At 61.7% G+C, this 18,040-nt stretch carries 17 protein-coding genes; 15 read left to right on the plus strand and 2 right to left on the minus strand.

The window, feature by feature from the left end:
* The first annotated feature begins 75 nt into the window (after positions 1-75).
* From L1K66_RS14545 to L1K66_RS14595, 11 genes are all read left to right on the plus strand, one after another.
* Positions 76-948, plus strand: coding sequence for an SDR family NAD(P)-dependent oxidoreductase (locus L1K66_RS14545; RefSeq protein WP_252258509.1), 873 nt, complete (start codon positions 76-78; stop codon positions 946-948).
* A gap of 11 nt (positions 949-959) precedes the next feature.
* On the plus strand, positions 960-2,594 hold the full coding sequence (locus L1K66_RS14550; protein WP_252258510.1) for a class I adenylate-forming enzyme family protein: 1,635 nt from the start codon (positions 960-962) through the stop codon (positions 2,592-2,594).
* The gene (locus tag L1K66_RS14555) at positions 2,594-3,478 is read left to right on the plus strand and encodes an amidohydrolase family protein (protein ID WP_252258511.1); all 885 of its coding nucleotides are present in this window, start codon (positions 2,594-2,596) and stop codon (positions 3,476-3,478) included. The genes L1K66_RS14550 and L1K66_RS14555 overlap by 1 nt, the downstream gene beginning before the upstream one ends.
* Before the next feature lie 84 nt (positions 3,479-3,562).
* On the plus strand, positions 3,563-4,687 hold the full coding sequence (locus L1K66_RS14560) for an aromatic ring-hydroxylating oxygenase subunit alpha (RefSeq protein ID WP_252258512.1): 1,125 nt from the start codon (positions 3,563-3,565) through the stop codon (positions 4,685-4,687).
* Positions 4,684-6,210: an amidase gene (locus L1K66_RS14565; protein WP_252258513.1), complete on the plus strand. Its 1,527-nt coding sequence runs from the start codon at positions 4,684-4,686 to the stop codon at positions 6,208-6,210. Before L1K66_RS14560 ends, L1K66_RS14565 begins: the two co-directional genes overlap by 4 nt.
* Positions 6,207-6,968: an SDR family NAD(P)-dependent oxidoreductase gene (locus L1K66_RS14570; protein WP_252258514.1), complete on the plus strand. Its 762-nt coding sequence runs from the start codon at positions 6,207-6,209 to the stop codon at positions 6,966-6,968. Before L1K66_RS14565 ends, L1K66_RS14570 begins: the two co-directional genes overlap by 4 nt.
* Before the next feature lie 3 nt (positions 6,969-6,971).
* Positions 6,972-8,246, plus strand: coding sequence for a spinster family MFS transporter (locus tag L1K66_RS14575; RefSeq protein ID WP_252258515.1), 1,275 nt, complete (start codon positions 6,972-6,974; stop codon positions 8,244-8,246).
* Positions 8,247-8,304: 58 nt separating this feature from the next.
* Positions 8,305-8,784, plus strand: coding sequence for an Lrp/AsnC family transcriptional regulator (locus tag L1K66_RS14580; RefSeq protein ID WP_034955268.1), 480 nt, complete (start codon positions 8,305-8,307; stop codon positions 8,782-8,784).
* Positions 8,781-9,251 (plus strand): Lrp/AsnC family transcriptional regulator, encoded by a 471-nt coding sequence (locus L1K66_RS14585; RefSeq protein ID WP_252258516.1) that lies wholly within the window; start codon positions 8,781-8,783, stop codon positions 9,249-9,251. Before L1K66_RS14580 ends, L1K66_RS14585 begins: the two co-directional genes overlap by 4 nt.
* 124 nt (positions 9,252-9,375) lie before the next feature.
* Positions 9,376-10,455, plus strand: a complete 1,080-nt coding sequence (locus L1K66_RS14590; RefSeq protein WP_252258517.1) for a Rieske 2Fe-2S domain-containing protein — start codon at positions 9,376-9,378, stop codon at positions 10,453-10,455.
* 167 nt (positions 10,456-10,622) lie between these two features.
* Entirely contained in the window at positions 10,623-13,217 is a 2,595-nt protein-coding gene (locus L1K66_RS14595) for a TonB-dependent receptor (RefSeq protein ID WP_252258518.1), read from the plus strand.
* A gap of 80 nt (positions 13,218-13,297) precedes the next feature.
* On the opposite strand, the gene L1K66_RS14600 is transcribed toward L1K66_RS14595, so the two are convergent.
* Positions 13,298-14,050 carry an SDR family NAD(P)-dependent oxidoreductase gene (locus L1K66_RS14600; RefSeq protein ID WP_252258519.1) on the minus strand — a complete coding sequence of 251 codons (753 nt, stop codon included), beginning with the start codon at positions 14,048-14,050 and terminating at the stop codon, positions 13,298-13,300.
* Positions 14,051-14,132: 82 nt separating this feature from the next.
* Between L1K66_RS14600 and L1K66_RS14605 the strand changes: the two genes are divergently transcribed.
* Positions 14,133-15,206, plus strand: coding sequence for an alkene reductase (locus L1K66_RS14605; RefSeq protein ID WP_256471462.1), 1,074 nt, complete (start codon positions 14,133-14,135; stop codon positions 15,204-15,206).
* Between the two features lie 147 nt (positions 15,207-15,353).
* Here L1K66_RS14605 and L1K66_RS14610 read toward each other — a convergent pair whose 3' ends face one another.
* Positions 15,354-15,941, minus strand: coding sequence for a TetR/AcrR family transcriptional regulator (locus L1K66_RS14610; protein ID WP_252258521.1), 588 nt, complete (start codon positions 15,939-15,941; stop codon positions 15,354-15,356).
* A gap of 115 nt (positions 15,942-16,056) precedes the next feature.
* On the opposite strand from L1K66_RS14610, the gene L1K66_RS14615 reads away from it, so the two are divergent.
* Genes L1K66_RS14615 through L1K66_RS14625 form a run of 3 tightly spaced genes read left to right on the plus strand, consistent with a single transcriptional unit; the run spans position 16,057 to position 17,986 of the window.
* Positions 16,057-16,602: a hypothetical protein gene (locus L1K66_RS14615; protein ID WP_252258522.1), complete on the plus strand. Its 546-nt coding sequence runs from the start codon at positions 16,057-16,059 to the stop codon at positions 16,600-16,602.
* Between the two features lie 5 nt (positions 16,603-16,607).
* The gene (locus L1K66_RS14620) at positions 16,608-17,501 is read left to right on the plus strand and encodes an alpha/beta hydrolase (RefSeq protein WP_252258523.1); all 894 of its coding nucleotides are present in this window, start codon (positions 16,608-16,610) and stop codon (positions 17,499-17,501) included.
* Complete coding sequence (locus L1K66_RS14625) at positions 17,498-17,986, plus strand: SRPBCC family protein (protein ID WP_252258524.1); 489 nt, start codon at positions 17,498-17,500, stop codon at positions 17,984-17,986. Before L1K66_RS14620 ends, L1K66_RS14625 begins: the two co-directional genes overlap by 4 nt.
* Positions 17,987-18,040: the final 54 nt, after the last annotated feature.

Genomic DNA, 18,040 nt, shown 5'->3' on the forward strand with positions numbered 1-18,040 from the left:
AGGGTTTCAATTTCGCAAATAGCGATTATTGTCATCTCAAATAATCGATTTGCGTGAGCTTGGGAGGGATTCGCAATGTCTGATTCGAAAGTGGCGCTTGTCACCGGCGCGAGCCGTGGGGCAGGTGCAGGCATTGCCCGCGGCCTCGGCGAACTGGGCTATACCGTCTATGTGACCGGGAGGACAACCTCCCCCGGCAGCGCCAAGGGCTGGGACGGATCGGTCCTGCCGGGCACCTTCGAGGAAACCGCGCAGAACGTGACCGCACTCGGCGGGCGCGGCGTTGCGGTGCAGTGCGACCATTCCGATGACGAACAGATCGCCGAACTGTTCGCCCGGATCGCGCGCGACGAAGGCCGGCTCGACATGCTCGTCAACAACGCCACCTACATCCACCACCAGCTGATCGAGAAGAAACCTTTCTGGGAAAAGGAACTCGACGCCGTGGGCATTCTCGATGTCGGCTTGCGCTCCGCCTATGTCGCCAGCTGGCACGCGGCGAAGATGATGGTGCCTCAGGGCAGCGGCCTGATCGCTTTCGGATCGTCTTTCGGCGCGAGCTGCTACATGCACGGTCCGGCCTATGGCGCGCAAAAGGCCGGGGTCGACAAGTTGGCGCATGACATGGAGCATGACCTGCGCGGCACCGGCGTTGTTGCCGTCTCGATCTGGATGGGCCCGCTGATCACCGAGCGATCGAAGATCGCCAGCGAGACCAATCCTGAGCAGTACAAGGATTTCATCGAGACTGCGGAGAACCCGGAATTCACCGCCCACATCCTCGACGCGATCGACCGTGCGCCCAATCGTGACGAACTTTCCGGCGGAGTCCACATCGCAGCGGAAATCGCGAAGGATCTGGGCATTTCCGATCGCGGCAAGGACCGGCCAAGCTACCGCGAGATGCTGGGCAGCCCGCCGCAAAAGAACCCGGCAGCGGTTTACTGAGGGGACTGGGCATGAGCGCATCCGACCCGATACTTGATGCAATCACCGCACCGGGCTCGCCATTCGAACTGGCGAGCGTCGACGGGATCAAGCGGTTCGCCAATGCGCCCCAGAATCTCGACCAGTTCATCTCCAGCGCACAGCGCCACGGCGACCAGGTCTTCATTGTCGAAGGCGATCGCCGGATCACCTTCGCAAAGGCTTTTGCCTTGCGCGACGCGCTTGCCGCCACGCTGGCAATCGAACCGGGTGACAGGGTCGCGATCTGCATGCGCAACCGCGCCGAATGGCTGATCGGCTATATGGCAGTGGTGCGCGCGGGCGGAGTGGTCGCGCTGATCAACAGCCGCGGTTCGCCCGATGAACTGGCAGCAGCAATCGGCTCAGTCGATGCCAAGATTGTGCTCAGCGATGAACACAGGGCGGAAATGCTGCGCGATGGCGGGTATCAGGGGCGCATCATCGAAGCGGCAGATTTTCCGCCCGCCGGAGCCAGCTTCACGCCCCCTGCCCCGGCAGGGCCAGACGATCCGGCTGCGATCCTGTTCACTTCCGGCACCACGGGCCGGGTGAAAGGCGCGGTTCTGACCCATCGCAACGTCATCACCGGCATCATGAGCATGCAGATGGCGGGGATGATGGTGCTGCACAACACCGCGCGACAATACGGAATTCCAGTGGAGCAACTGCTCGCCAGCATTCCGCGCCAGGCCGTGCTGCTGGTCTATCCGCTGTTCCACATTTCAGGCATGGGTGCATCGTTCCTGTCTCCGCTGGTGGCAGGGTCAAAAATCGTCATCCTGCCCAAATGGGATGCAAAGGAAGCCGCCCGCGCGATTGCGGATGAAAAGATCACGATGTTTTCGGCCGTACCCACCATGCTGTGGGACATGCTGCGCGAAGCACAGGCCAACGCCGTGGACCTGTCCAGCCTGACCAATATCGGCACCGGCGGTCAGGCCTTGCCGATCAACCTGCTCGACGGAATGCGCGAACTTTGCCCGCAGGCGGTCATGGGGACGGGATACGGCCTGACGGAGACAACCGGTACTGTGGCGATGGCAGTCGGTGAGGATTTCCTGCGCAAGCGCGCGTCTGCCGGTCGCGTCGTGCCGCTGGTCGAAATGCGGGTCGAGGCGCCCGACGGATCGGAATTGCCACGCGGCGAAGCAGGCGAGATTGTTGTCCGCAGCGCGCAGGTGATGCAGGGGTATTGGGGAATGCCCGGCGAAACCGCCGAAGTGCTGTCCGCTGACGGATGGCTGCGCACCGGCGATGTCGGCTATCTCGATGACGAAGGCTATCTCTTCATCGTCGACCGCAAGAAGGACATGGTCATTTCGGGCGGGGAGAACATCTACTGCGCCGAGGTGGAGCGGGTGCTGTCCGAGATCCCCGAAATTTCCGAATGCGCGACTTTCGGAATACCCGATGATCGGCTCGGCGAATTGCTGGTTGCGGTGGTGCGGGCGGATGGCCTGACCGAAGATGCCGTGATCGCGCATGTGGGCGACAGGCTGGCGCGGTACAAGGCCCCGGCCAAGGTCGTGTTTCTCGATCAGCCGCTGCCCCGCAACCATCTCGACAAGGTCGACAAGATCGCGCTGCGGGCGCGCTGGAACGAACTCGGAAAGGAATTGACCTGATGGCTCAGGGATCAGGAATGCCCAAGGACATCGGCATCATCGACTGCATGCTCGGGATTCCGGAGGCGGAAGACCGCGGCGATTGGTTCGCCAGCTTTCGCCCCTTGATCAAGGACAGGCAGACACTCGAACAGTTTTCGATGCCCGCGCAGTACATGTTCAAGGATATCCCGGCGAGCGGCAAGCAGGACGACTACACCGCATGGGTGGTCGAACAGATGGACGCGAACGGGGTGGAGCGCGCGCTGGTCGGCTGGAACGACAACGAGACATCGCGGCGGGCAAAGGAACGGTTTGGCGACCGCTTCTTCTTCGACCTGCCGATCGATCCCAACGGCGGAGTCGACGAAATCCGGCGCATTCGCCGGATCCATGCCGAAGTCGGACTTTCGGCGCTCAGCTGCTTCCCGGCAGGAACGCTGCCGCGGGTGGCGATCGATCACAAATACATGTTCCCCTTCTACGCCCTCGCTTGCGAGCTCGACATTCCGTTCTGTGTGAATGCGGGTGTGCCGGGGCCGCGGATCCCGATGGAGACCCAGAAAGTCGAACGGATCGACGAGGTGTGCTGGTATTTCCCCGAGCTCAAACTGGTGATGCGCCACGGCGCGGAACCGTGGGAAGAGCTCGCGGTGAAGCTGATGCTCAAATATCCGAACCTGTATTATTCGACCTCGGCCTTTGCGCCAAAGCACTACCCCAAGGCAATCGTCGACTACGCCAACACGCGCGGCGCCGAAAAGATCATCTACGCCGGGTATTTCCCGATGGGCCTGAGCCTCGACAGGATCATGCGCGACATGCCCAACGTGCCGTTCAAGGACGAGGTGTGGCCCAAATTCCTGCGCGAAAACGCGATCAGGGTTTTCGGGCTGGAAAAGTGACGGAGATGGGAAGTCTGCTCCGAACTGACTTTGCCGCGTGCGAGAGACAACCCCTCGCCGCCGGGACCAATTGAGGAAAGCGATATGACAGTCCCCGCAGCCGAAATGGACGCAAAGATGGATAGTGCAACCGATGCCCGCACCGCCCCTGTACTGGTGTGGCAAATGCTCGAAAACATGAGCAAGGAAGAACTGCTCCAGTGGCGACGCAGCGAACCCAAGAACCGTGCGAGCGTCAAAGAGCGCAATCTCGATATCGGCTATCCTTACGGATGGTATCCGGCGATGCTGTCGTCCGATCTGAAGATCGGCGAAGTGAAGCCGCTGCGCTATTTCTCGACCGATCTCGTGATCTGGCGCGGCGAAGACGGCGGGGTCCGCATGCTTGATGCCTATTGCCGCCATCTCGGCGCGCATATGGGTTACGGCGGCAAGGTGACGGGCAACAACATCGAATGCCCGTTCCATTCGTGGCAATACAACGGCGAAGGCGTGGTCGAAACGATCCCCTATGCCACCCGCATTCCTCCGCAGGTCAAGCGGCCATGCGAAAAGCAATGGCACGTTACCGAAGCCAACCGCTGGATCTGGTTCTGGTACCATCCCAAGGGTGCAGACCCGATGTGGGAAGTGGAGCACGTCAAGGAAGCAACCGATCCTGAATGGACCGATTATGACATCTTTGAATGGGATGTGTGGGGATCGCTGCAAAACATGGCCGAAAACGGCGTGGACGCGGCCCACTTCAAATACATCCACGGCGCCGCCGACATGCCCGATTATGACTTCGACTGGGGTACCGGCGATCATCGGCGCGGGGCGCGGCTGTTCCTGAACCTGGGCACGCCCAAAGGCATGGTCAAAGGCGAAATCGCCTATCGCAACATCGGGCCGGGCCAAAGCTACACGCGCTTCACCGGGATTTGCGAAACGCTGCTGGTCGCCTGCATCACTCCGATTGACGAGGACCACGCCGTCTCGCGCTTCTGCTTCACCCAGCCGAAGGCCCAGAAGGAAGGGCCCGCCGGCGGTGCCGCGCGCGCGATCATCAAGGACATCTGCAAGCAGTTCGATCAGGACAAGGTCGTGTGGGATCGGCAGAAATACCTGCCCAACGCGCTCGTCTGCGGCGGAGACGGTCCTATCGGCAAGTTCCGCAGCTGGTACAAGCAGTTCTATGTCGACGACGGCGCAGGTTCGGCTGAATGAGCCATTCGCGCCGCGAGGCGATCAGGGCGGCAGCCATGACAGGGGTCGCCATTGCGGCGGGAGGATTGGGCACCATGACATCAGCGGCCAGTGCAGCGCTACCGGACTATGCGAGCCATGATGCCCTGTCGCTTGCCGCGCTTGTCCGCGACGGTGAGGTTTCGCCGATTGAGCTGCTGGAAGCGGCGATCGGAAGGGCGCAGGAGCAGGACGCGCGGCTGAACTTCATCGCGCAGGAACTGTTCGACTATGCCCGCGAAAGGATCGCGGCGGGATTGCCCGACGGGCCGTTTCACGGCGTACCCTTCCTGATCAAGGACCTGCACATGCATATCGCAGGGCAGAGATCGGGTCAGGGCAGCCGGTTCTACAATGACTACAGGCCGGACTTCACCTCGGAACTGGTCAACCGGCACGAAGCGGCGGGCCTGGTGATCTTCGGGAAAACAACCACGCCCGAATTCGGCCTGACCGGGACCACCGAAAGCCTTGCCGAAGGACCGACGCGCAATCCGTGGAACCTCTCCCATAGCGCGGGCGGGTCAAGCGGGGGCGCGGCAGCGGCGGTGGCCGCAGGCGTGATCCCACTCGCGCATGCCAGCGACGGCGGCGGATCGATCCGCATCCCGGCAAGCAATTGCGGCCTGTTCGGGCTCAAGCCCAGCCGCGGGCGCGTGCCGATGGGGCCGCAGCGCACCGAAGGCTGGGGCGGCAATTCGACCAATGGCGCGATCAGCCGCTCCGTCCGAGACAGCGCGGCGCTGCTCGACGCGACGGCGGGGATCGAGCCGGGCTCGCGCTATTCCGCGCCTGAGCCGCAAGGCAGCTTTCTGTCGCAAGTGGGGGCTGATCCGGGCCGGTTGCGGATCGCGCTGATGCTCACCCCGATTTCGGGAGCGCCCGTTGCGCAGGAAGTAAAGGACGCGGTTCTGGCAACCGCGCGCCTGTGCGAATCCCTCGGCCATCATGTCGAGGAGGCCGCCCCCCGAGTAGACGCCGCCGCAATGGGAGCCGCGAATTTCGCGCTCATTTCGACCGCGCTCGCCAGCGATCTGGATGAAAGGGCGGCAGCCACAGGCCTGCCGATCAGTCCCGAAACGCTCGAGAAGATCACTCTGGGCTTTTACGGATACGGCCAGCAAGTGCCCGGAACGGCGGTCGCCAAGGCCAATGTGACCTTGCAGGAAATCGCCGTCGCGGTCGCTCGCTTCATGGACGATTACGACGTGATCTTGTCGCCCGTTCTGGCCGATCCTCCGCCAAAGCTGGGCGTGTTCGATCTCGACAAGGACGACTTTGCCGCCTGGGGTCAGGCAGTGGGAGCGCACACTGCATTCACCGGGCTGTTCAACGCTACAGGACAGCCGAGCATGTCGGTTCCCCTCGGCATGAGCCGCAAGGGACTGCCGATCGGATCAATGTTCACCGCCCGATACGGAGACGAGGCTGGCCTTCTGCGACTGGCCGGACAGCTCGAACGGGCAGCCCCCTGGTTCGGCAAAATACCGGAAGGAATAGCATGATGAGAGGTTTGTCAGGGAAAGTCGGCATCGTCGCAGGCGGAGGCCGGGGTATCGGCGCTGCGACTGCGGTGCGCCTCGCGGCCGAGGGCGCCAGCGTCGTTGTCGGCGATATCGAAGGAGACTGGGCACGCAGCGTGGCCGATCAGATCCGCAAGGATGGCGGCAAGGCGATCGGCGTGGATCTCGACGGAACCTCACCCGAAAGCCAGAAAGCGATTGTCGATGCGGCGCTCGCGGAATTCGGCAGGCTGGATTTCTACCATTCAAACCTTGCCGGTGGGACAGAAGGCGATATCGACGCGCTCAATTGCTCGCTCGAAGTGCTCGACCGCAGCTTCTCGATCAACGCCAAGAGCCATTTTATCGCCACGCAGGCCGCCTTGCCCGTGATGCTGGAACAGGGCGGTGGCGCGATGATCTACACCTCCTCCGGCGCGGCGGCAGGCGGCAGCCCGTGGCAGGTCGCCTATCCGATGACGAAGAACGCGATCCACGCGCTCGCCCGCCATGTAGCCAGCAAGTGGGGGAAGAAAGGCATCCGCTCCAACGTCATCTGCCCCGGCGTGGTGCTGACCGAAGCGGTCAAGATCCACATGACCGATCAACAGGTCGAACAGGCCTTGCGCCATGTTCCGCACGAGCGGCTGGGCAAGCCCGATGACATTGCGGCAATGGCGGCATTTCTCGCATCCGACGACGGCAGCTGGATCAATGGACAGGTGTGGCACGTCAACGGCGGCATGTTGATGAGGGATTAGAGCATGAACCAAACCGATCCCGCAGCACGGCCTGCCCTGCCCAACAAATGGATCGTCCTGATCCTGCTGCTGGGCATTGCCATCTTCAATCATGCAGATCGTTTTCTGCTGGCGGGGCTGGTCGATCCGATCAAGGCCGAGTTCGGGGTTTCGGACGGGTTCATGGGCCTGTTGATGGGCCCGGCTTTCGCGGTGTTCTATTCGACGCTGGCGATCCCCATCGCGATCTATGCCGACCGCGCCAACCGCATCCGGATCATCGTTGCCGGATGCGTGATCTGGAGCGTGTTTACGATCCTGTCCGGCTATGCGACCGGCCCGGCGACTCTGGCCGCCGCTCGCATCGGCGTGGGCGTGGGCGAAGCGGCATTCCAAGCGCCCGCCTATTCGGTGATTGCCGCCTATTTCATGGCCGATCAGCGCGGCAAGGCATTCGCGGTGATGGCTCTGGCGGTCTATTTCGGACAGATGCTCGGATACGGAGCCGGCCCTGCCATCGCCGAAGTGCATGACTGGCGGTTTGCATTCAAGCTGTTCGGGGCCATCGGCCTGGCGATTGTCGCCGTCGCATGGCTGATCGTGCGCGAGCCGCCGAGGACCGAAGCCGCGACGGCGCGGTTGCCGTTTGTCCCGCTCGCCCGGCAGCTGGTACGGCTGCGCAGCTATCGCGGCATGATGTTCGGGATGGGTATTGGCGTCCTGTCGGGCATCGCTTTCGGTTTCTGGGGGCCGACGCTGTTTTCCCGCAACTACGGCATTTCGATGGCCGAGGCGGGCAGTGCGTTCGGCGGTGCCTTCGTCATTCCGGGAATGATCGGAGCGATGCTGTTCGGCGCTCTGGCAGACCGGATTGCGAAGAACGGTTATGCGCGAATGCTGGTCCTATCCGCCATCGGGTTGGCGGTTGCCACGGGCGTTGTCGTCGCCACGGTCTGGGCGCAAAGCCTTACGGTCGCGCTTTTGTGGGCGCTGCCCGCAGGGTTGTTCGGCGGAGGCTGGGCAGTCGGCATTTACGCAGGCCTGCAATATGTCCTTCCTGACAGGATGCGCGCGACCGGCACGGCGATCGCGATGCTGGCGGTGAACCTGCTTGGCTATGTCATCGGCCCTTGGCTGGCGGGCGTTTTGAGCGAGGCTTTCGGCGAAGGTGCCCAGGGCCTTCGCATGGCGCTGACGGTGGTTGTACCCGTCGGCCTGCTGGGCGCGCTGCTGCTGTGGCGCGGCGCGCTGTCGCTGGAAGCGGACCGCAAGTCGCTGCACGAGGAGCAAACGAATTGACGATAGCTCGCACCAGACGCTTTCCTGCAGCCGAGAATTTCGGCAGTTACGGTAATCAATGACAGGCAATTTCGAAATCGACGACATCGATCGCTCCATCATCGCGGAATTGCGGGAAGACGGGCGTGCGACCAACCAGCAGATCGCGATGAAGCTGGGGCTGACCGCTGCCACCGTCTCCACCCGGATCAAGCGGATGGAAGACGCCAACAAGCTGCGCGTTGTCGCGGTCTCGGACTTTTCCGCGCATGGCTACAATTTGCTGATGCAGGTCGCGGTCGAAGTTGAAGGCCGCGCTGCTGCCGATGTCGCCGCAGACCTTGCCAAGATCCCGGAAGTCTTCGCCGTCCACCTGGTGACGGGGCGTTATGACATCGACATGCTCGTCGCTCTCAAGGACTATGACGATCTGTCGGACCTCATGCTCAAACGGCTTTCGGGCGTGTCGGGGATCCGGTCCATGCTGCCCGCGATTGCGGTGGACATACTCAAATACAAATTCGACGTCGCCCCGATCGAAGCGAGGGAAGCATCGTGACCCAGCCCCAGATCGACGAACTCGACAGCCAGCTGATCGAAATCCTGTCGAAGGACGCAAGAACTTCGAACCGCAAGATCGCAGCCGACCTTGGCGTCACCGAAGGAACGGTGCGCGGCCGCATCCGCAGGTTGCAGAAAGAAGGGCTGATCGCGTTCACGGCCATCACCAGCTTCGAACTGGCGGACAACACCAAGATGGCCTTCATCGGGGCGCAGGTCGATGTCGACCGCGTGCGCGAGGTTGCATCCCGGATTGCGGAGCTCGACACCATCAACGCTGTGATGGTGACGATGGGGCGGTTCAACATCACCTCAATTTGCCTGTTCAACGAGCTGGATCGCCTCCACGAAATCTCTTCGGAACAGATTCTTTCGATTGACGGCGTGCATCACGTCGAAACCTCGATTGCGGTAAAAACCCTCAAATATAATGCGCGGATCGTGCGGATAACGGGGTCAAGATAGCATTTGCGTAGAAGCTGGCTGACTTTTTTACGCATAGCAAAGCTCAATTCCCTTGCCCGCCGCGATTTGCGGTGGCAAAGTACTCCGGGGTTCTGAAAAGACAGATTCGCGGAGAGGACGGGAAATGGCGACGACGGCAGAATACAACCTGGGTGACTTCACCTACCCTCGGGGCTGGTTCATGATCGGCCTGTCGAGCGATGCGACGCAGACGCCTTTGGCCGTGCGCTTTTTCGGCGAAGATCTCGTCCTGTATCGCGGGGCATCGGGCAAGCCGCATCTGGTCGGCGCATACTGCCCGCACATGGGCACACACCTTGCCAAGAACACCACGTCCTATGTCGTGAAGGATGGTGAGCACGTTCAGGGCGACAGCATCCGCTGCCCCTATCACGGCTGGCGCTTTGGCCCGGATGGCCAGTGCGACGACATCCCCTATTCCCCCAAGGCTCCGCCCAAGCGCGCCTGCATTTCGACCAAGAAGCTGGTCGAACGCGCCGGCTGCCTTTGGTTCTGGTACGACGAGGAAGGCGGCGAGCCGGACTATGAGCTGCCCGAATTCGAAGGCTATGGCGAACCGGCATGGGTGAACTGGAATGTCCGCTGCCTTGGCGAACTGGACAGCCACCCGCAGGAAGTGGTCGACAACATCTGCGACAAGGGCCACCTCGAACCGGTCCACGGATCGCTCAACATGGAGCTGTTCGAAAACGAATTCGAAGGGCACGTTGCGCGGCAGATCCTGTCGGCAGGACACAAGACGCTGGCCGCGGACGGCGGTGAGCCGATGACCAACGACACATGGTACACCGGTCCGGGCATCCTGCAGTCCAAGATGATCGGCGAATTTCCGTCCCTGATGCTGATCGCGCACACCCCGATCGAGGATGGCAAGGTCAAGGTCTGGTACGGTCTGTCGGTCAAGGTGCAGAACACCGAGCCGACCGAAGAAGACCGCGCGCTCGCCGCAGGCTACGAAGAAGCGGGCGTCGTCGCGTTTGCGCAGGACTTCGAAATCTGGGCGAACAAGCGCCCGTGCCTCAATCCGATGATGGTCGAAGGCGACGGACCGTTCGACAAGGTGCGAATCTGGTATCGCCAGTTCTTCAATCCGCGCGCGCGGGCGGGCGATTTCCAGAAGCGGGTCAACGGGCGGTACGTCGTGCGTGGCACCAATACGCACCCCTGGGACAACGCCGCTTAGGCACGAAAACCCAAAGAATATGCTGAAATTTGCGCGTGATTTTACGCAGCATTGGCCTGCTGCATTTTTCAATCTGCATTATGCGTAATCTAAATTGACATTTGTTACGATTTCGGCGATCTACCACGCATAACAATGCAAAAATGCGTTTTTGAGGGAGGGAATTAATGAAGATCAGTCGCAATGCGTCCCGGTTGCTGCTCGGCACGAGCTTGCTGGCAATGGGCGCGACCCCGGTTCTGGCGCAGGACAGCGAGCAGGAGGAAGGCGCCAGCAATGTGATCGTCGTGACCGCGAACAAGCGCGAGCAAGACCTCCAGAAAACCCCGATCGCCATCACGGCGGTGACGGGAGAGACGGTCGAGCTGCTCGGCATTTCGGAAACAACCGATCTTGCGGCGATCGCTCCCAACGTTTCGGTCAATGGCGGCACCACCAACGCCACCGCAGCTGTCGTCACCATTCGCGGCATCCCGACCTCCGCTGACGAAGCACTCGGCTTTGATTCGCCGATCGGCATCTATCTTGACGGCGTCTATCTTGCCCGTTCCGCAGCAGCGTCTTTCGCTATCGCCGATATCGAGCGGATCGAAGTCCTGCGCGGCCCGCAAGGCACGCTGTTCGGCCGCAACACGACTGGCGGCGCGATCAACTACATCACCAGCCGTCCGTCGGATGACGCCAGCCTCAAGGTCCGCATGGGCTATGGCAATTACGATCAAATCAACGGACGTGCGATCCTGAATTCGGGCGACCTTGGCGGCGTGCGCATGACGCTGGGCGTCATGTTCGATCAGCGCGACGGCGTCGTCGACAACCTGCTTGAACCGCGCGACAGCCGCGATCCGGGCAGCAACAAGACCTTCGGCGCGCGTTGGGCATTCGAAGCAGACCTTGGCGACAAGCTCATGCTGACCAATGTGTTCGATTACACCACGATCGACGCTGTGCCGCATGCTGCGCAGCTTTCGGCGGTTGGAGACGGGGTGTTTCGCCCCAACGTGACCCTGAACGGGAACACCTTCAGCCAGGTGCAACCTGCTCCGGTCGGCCCCTATCTGGCTGGCGCAACCGCGCTTGAGCCGCAATGTGGAGCCCCGTCCAACAGCGTTTCGCTGTCGCGGCTTGACAGCATCTGCCTGCAGGATGCCGGACTTTCGAACGATAAGGTCTATGGCAACATGACCCGCCTCGAACTCGATCTGGACACGGTCACCATCCGGTCAACCACCGCATTCCGCTGGTGGGACAACACTATCCAGAGCGGCGATCTCGACGGGGTCGGCACGATTCAGGGCGCGCTGTTCAACACCAGCACCCTGTTCAACGGTTTTGCCGGCACAGCGGCCGAGGGCTTCCTGCCTTTCGTATTCCCTGCCGGAACGCCGCAGGGCATTATCGACTTTGTCGCCAACTCGCCCGTTCCGACCACCACCCAGCCACTGTTCAAGATCTCGAACGATCGCGAACAGGAGCAGTTCAGCCAGGAACTCGAAATTGTCGGCGGCTCCGGCACGGCATTCGAATGGGTTCTGGGCGGCTTCTACTTCGAGGAAAGCGGCAGCGAGGTGAACCCTCAGACCTTTGCCTTCGTCCTCGATACGAACCAGACGGTGTTTTCGCAGTTTGGTCCGCTCAGCCCGGTCTTCCAGGCAGCGAACCCGGCCCGCTATCGCGCGGTCGCGCAGTCTTCGACGCTCGGCTATTCAATCGACAGCCAGTCCTACGCCATCTACGGCCAGGGCACGCTGCGTCCGGGCGGGCCTGACGCTCCGCTCGCGATCACGCTGGGCCTGCGTTACAGCTGGGACGAAAAATCGGTTGTCCGGACCCAGAACGGCGCCACGCCCTTCACCTCGGCTGAAGACATCGCGCTCAACACCCAAAGCGCCAGCTTCTCCGAACCGACCGGTCACATCACGATCGACTATCAGGTCAATCCCGATCTAAACGTCTATGCCATGGCATCGCGTGGCTATCGTTCGGGCGGTTTCAACCTGCGCCAGTCAACCCGTAGTGACAATCCGGCGACGACCAATATCAACGAAGCCGTGGGCCTGATCCCGTTCAACGAGGAAAAGATCGACGCTTTCGAAGTTGGCGCCAAGAGCCAGTTCGGTCCGGTCCGGCTCAATGCCGCAGTGTTCTACAACGTCTACAAGGACCTGCAATCGACCGTTCCGATCCCGATCCAGGGTGGCGGCAGCTTCGGCACGCAGGTGGTCAACGCGGGCAAGATCAACTACCTCGGCGTCGAGCTCGAAGGCACGATCGAAGTCACCGATGCCCTGCGGATCGACGGAGCGTTCGGCTATGTCGACAAGAGCGTCAAAGACTTCCCCGGCGCGGACGTCACAGGAACGGTGCAGAACATCGCTTCGATCGTGACTCCGGGCAACTCGCCCGATTACACCGCGAATGCCGGGATCACCTATTCCGATTACATCGGATCGGGCGACACCCGCCTGACGGCCCGGTTCGGCTGGAGCTACACTTCGGAAACTCCATTCTTCCCCAACCCGCTGAGCGCTCCGTTCCAGCAGCAAACCGCTGCCGAAGCCCGCAGCCTGTTCAACGCGCAACTGCGTCTTGATGGTGTGTCGATCGGCAACGGGCCGGAATTCTCGGTCCAGTTCTGGGGCAAGAACATCTTCGACGAGGAATACGTCTCGCGCGGGATCGACTATGGTCAGCTGGGCTTTGGCCAGATCATCTTCGGCGATCCGGCAACCTACGGCGTGAATGTCGAATTCACTTTCTGATCGACTGAATCGACCTGACATAAAAAAGGGCCGGAGAGGTTATCCTCTCCGGCCCTTTTTCTTGCGCTATTTATGGCTGGCTAGATCGCTGTAGCCCCGCCATCGATGACCAGCGGGTGCCCCGTCACAAAGCTCGACTGGTCGGAACACAGCCACAGCACCGCGCCCGCGATCTCCTCCGGCTGGGCCATGCGCCCCATCGGGGTCATCTTTTCGATCGCCTCGCGATATTGCGGAATGCTCGAAATCGCCTCGACCATCGGCGTGTCGACCACGCCCGGACACACTGCGTTGACCCGGATGCCTTCCTTGGCAAAGCGCAGGGCTGCAGACCGGGTAAGGCCGACCACCCCGTGCTTGCTTGCGACATAGCCCGGCTGGCTGGGGTTGCCGACCAGCCCGTTGACCGAGGCGGTGTTGACGATCGCACCGCCGCCGCGATCCTGCATCGCCGCGATCTCTTCACGCATGCAGTACATCACCGCCGACAGGTTGACGTTGAGCGACAGGCTCCAGTCGGCGGTCTGCCATTCGTTGCTGCCGGGACGGTTCACCCCGGCGTTGTTATGCGCGAAATCGAGGCCGCCGAAATTGGTCACAGCCGCCGCGACCAGTTGCTTGACCTGCGCTTCGTCAGACACGTCGCAATGCTGGAAAATCGCGGTGCCGCCAGCAGCGGCGATAAGATCGACCGTTTCCTGGCCTTTCTCGTCCTGCAGGTCCGATACGACCACGCTGGCGCCCGATGCGGCGAACATCAGCGCCGATGCGCGGCCAATTCCGCCGCTCGCCCCGGTGACGATCGCCACCTTTCCTTCAAACGGGTATTTCATCGACTTCCCCTAAATGCGTAATTTTTGTGATCCTATACAACGCATATGGCCATTTCAATGCTGATGCGTTATCTATTTTCGAATGCACAACGCTCTTTTTTCTCCGCTCAACCTAGGCGCATTGGCCTGCCGCAACCGCATTGTCATGGCACCGATGACGCGCGATCGCGCCGGCCCGGACGATGTCCCCGGCGACATCATGATCCGCTATTACAGCCAGCGCGCTAGTGCCGGAATGATCATTACCGAGGGGGTGCAGCCCTCCCCTTCCGGGAAAGGCTATTGGCGCACGCCCGGCATCCACTCCGCCGCCCAGATCGAAGGCTGGCGCAAGGTTGCGGACGCTGTCCATGGGCAGGGCGGATTGATCACGATGCAGCTGATGCATTGCGGCCGCGTGGTGGTACCGGCCAATCGGGGATACGAAGCCGATATTGTCGCGCCAAGCGCACTGCCCTGCCCGGCCAAAGTCCCCGGCCCTGACGGAACGCCGGTGGCCACCCCGGTACCGCGCGCACTGACGGCAGATGAGTTGCCAACCATCGCGCAGGAGTTTGCTACCGCAGCCCGCAACGCCCGGGCCGCAGGGATCGACGGGATCGAGCTGCATTGTGCCAGCGGCTATCTGATCAACCAGTTCCTCAACCCCGCGAGCAACCGGCGCGACGACGAATTCGGAGGATCAGCCGAAAACCGCGCCCGTTTCCCGCTGATGGTGCTCGACGCGATTGCCGCTGCCATCGGGCCTGATCGGTTGGGCTTCCGCATTTCGCCGGGCAATGGCTACAACGGCATGGACACCGCTTCGCCATGGGAGACATTCGCTCCCTTCATCGAGGCTGCTGGGAAGCGCGGGATCGCCTATCTCCACGTTGTCGACATGGGGGACGAATGCCCCGGCACGCTAGCAACGATCCGCAGGCATTTCCCCGGAGCGGTCATCGCCAACAACATGCTGGATGCGCAAAAGGCCTGCGCGCTGATCGAACAGGGCGCTGCCGAGGCCGTGTCATTCGGGCGGGCCTTCATCGCCAACCCCGACCTGCCCCGACGCCTGCGCGAAGGGCACCCCCTCGCCAAGCCGGACTACACCCTGCTCTACACCGGGGAAGAACGCGGATATTGCGATTATCCGGCCTTGACGGATCAGGCCTGAAGCAAAGAGCAGCCTTGATCAGGCCCGTCGTCCAGCCCGCGCTCTGACAGCGCGTTCTTTGCCGATCGTCCCGGTTGATTTGCGAGCTGTCCTTACCGCGCGTCACGCACCGGATGGGAAAGCAGCCAGACCGCTTCCAGCACCCGATCATGCATTGGTCATGACCGAGCGCAAAGTGCTCTCCAATGAGGACGTGATTTCTTCCCCGCCCATCCTGTTACTGGCGTGGAGCAATTGATTCGCGGTCAGCCCTTCGATTACCGCCATGAGAAAGGCTGCATGGCGGCCTGCACCGGGTTTCAGCCGTTCCAGCCACACCCCTGCGCGGTCCCTAAAGTTCTTTCGCACCTGATCGAGTTGAGCCGCGAGCCGCGGGTCGCGCCGTGCGATCAGGAAGATTTCCAGCCGCGCGGCGGTCAGCACGGCTTCCTGCTCGCTCCAGCGGGAGACAATCCGGGCCAGTTCTGCCGCAGCGTCCGCATGGGTGATCGGCACGGCGTCAAAACGGGATTCCGCCTTTGTGAGGATGGCCAGATCGTGCTCGGTAAGAAACCGGCATACTGCCCCCACCAATGCATCGCGGGTACGGAACAGGTTGCTGGTGGAGCCTTCGGGCAGCCCCGCATGGCGATCTACCGCACGATGGGTGAGGCCGGCCGCCCCCTTGAGGCCAAGCACTTCGACGGCGGCGCGGGTTACACGATCAGTGCGGGAGGTGGCTGAATTCACGTCCATGAAAAGACGGTTACTACAAATGTAGTTGACGGCGCAAGGCGAATCGCTTAACTAACTACATATGTAGTGCAATGCGATGCGCGCCGACCGTGCAAAACAAGAAAGGGAGGCCGCGATGGCCCAAATGCCAAGCCTTAAATCCGCGCGTGAGTTTCTGTCGCACAAGGGCCTGCTTTTCCTGTTCGGCAGCATCTACCTGGTTTCGCAGTTGATCATCGCGATCACGGTCGAGCCGCTGGTGACCGAACGCATGCTTGGCTTGCAGGTCACAGGCTTCACGCCCGAGGTTTATCGCAAGACCTTCGCCGCATGGGAAGCGGAAGGGGTGATGGAATTCTATCACGCTCACCTGATCTTCGATGACATCCATTGGGTCTGGTACACCATATTCCTCAGCGTGGCGCTCGCGCTCAGCCTCGATGCGGCGCGACTGTCCGACCGGTGGAATATCGTGCTGACATTCCCGCTTGTCGCCGGGCTTTGCGACTGGTTCGAAAACGGCCTGCAACACCAGTTCCTCAGCGGGGACGGCTATCAGATGGTGATCGCCCCGCTGACCGCGATCAGCACCACCGCCTCGATCATCAAGTGGATATTTGCCTTCGGCGCGATCTTCCTGATCGTCGGCATCCAGCTATCGCGCCTCCGCTCCAAGGGCTGAGCGCCATGCGAAAGGACATCTCCTTCGCATCCGGCGGCGATCGCTGCGCGGCATGGCTTTATGCCGACACCTCCGGGCAAAGCGGCACCTGCATCGTCATGGCGCACGGGTTTGGCGGAACGCGGCACTACGGCCTTGATGCCTATGCAGAGGCGTTCCGGGCGGCGGGATATGACGTGTTGCTGTTCGACTATCGCCACTTTGGCGAAAGCGAGGGCCAACCACGCGGCCTGCTAAAGGTCAGATTGCAGCACGAAGACTGGAACGCCGCCATCGCGCATGCCCGCTCGCTTGGTTACAGCCGGATTGTCCTGTGGGGTTCCTCCTTCGCCGGAGGGCATGTGCTCGCCATCGCGGCGGAGCGTGACGACCTCTCCGGCGTGATTGCGCAAGTGCCACATATCAGCGGGCTTGCCACCGCTTTGGCGTTGCCGATTGCCAAGCTCCCGCGAATGGCATTTGCGATCATCGCCGACGCTGTCCTCAGCCTGTTCGGCAGACATCACATGATAAAGACCTTTGCCCCCGTGGGCGAATTCGGCGCCATGTCCACCCCCGGTGCCCATGACGCGCTGGTCGCAATGCTGCCCTCTCCCGAATGGCGCAGCTATTTCGATGATCACAATCGCGTTACCGCGCTGAGTCTGGTCGAGGCGATGCGCTATTCACCCGGCAAGCGCGCCTCGCGGATCGGATGCCCCGTGCTTATTCAAGCCGGGAAACGCGATCAAACCACGCCTTTCGAACCCGCGCGAAAGGCCGCCGGACAAATCCCCGACTGCGAATTCCGTGCCCATGATTGCGATCATTTCGACGTCTATCTCGGCCCGTGCTTCGACGCGGTGATCGCCGAGCAGGTCGATTTCCTCCAGCGCCGCATTCCGGAGAACCGCCCATGAGCCATACCATCCGCACGCAGATCGAGATCGACGCCCCGGTCGAACGCATCTGGGATATCCTCGTCGAGCTTGACCGCTATCATGAGTGGAATCCGTTCATCACCGATGCGCGGGGCCGGATTGCGCCGGGCGCGACATTCGAGGTGCGCCCGCGCACCGATAGCGGCAAGCGGTATGTCTTCGTGCCGCAGGTGACGGACTACCGCGAGCATCGCGAGTTCACCTGGACCGGCGCCTTCTATTTCCGCTGGATCGCGCTTGGCGACCATACCTTCCGCCTGACCGAACTCGATAACGGCCGCGTCCGGGTCGACCATGACGAGCGGATTTACGGCCTCGCCGCGCCCCTGCTGTATCTCCTTACCAAGGAGCAGATCAGGACTGGGTTCGAAGCGATGAACGCGGCGCTGAAGACGCGGGCCGAAACGATCGACGGATCAGCGCCGCAATGGAGGTCAGGGACAGGATCCCGGCGCAAGGGGTAGGTGGCGGTGCTGCTAGTCTAACGCTAACCAGTCTCCACCGTCTGAAGCAGCCTC

Origin of the sequence: Erythrobacter aurantius, assembly GCF_023823125.1 — a bacterium.
In the GTDB taxonomy this organism is placed as follows: domain Bacteria; phylum Pseudomonadota; class Alphaproteobacteria; order Sphingomonadales; family Sphingomonadaceae; genus Erythrobacter; species Erythrobacter aurantius.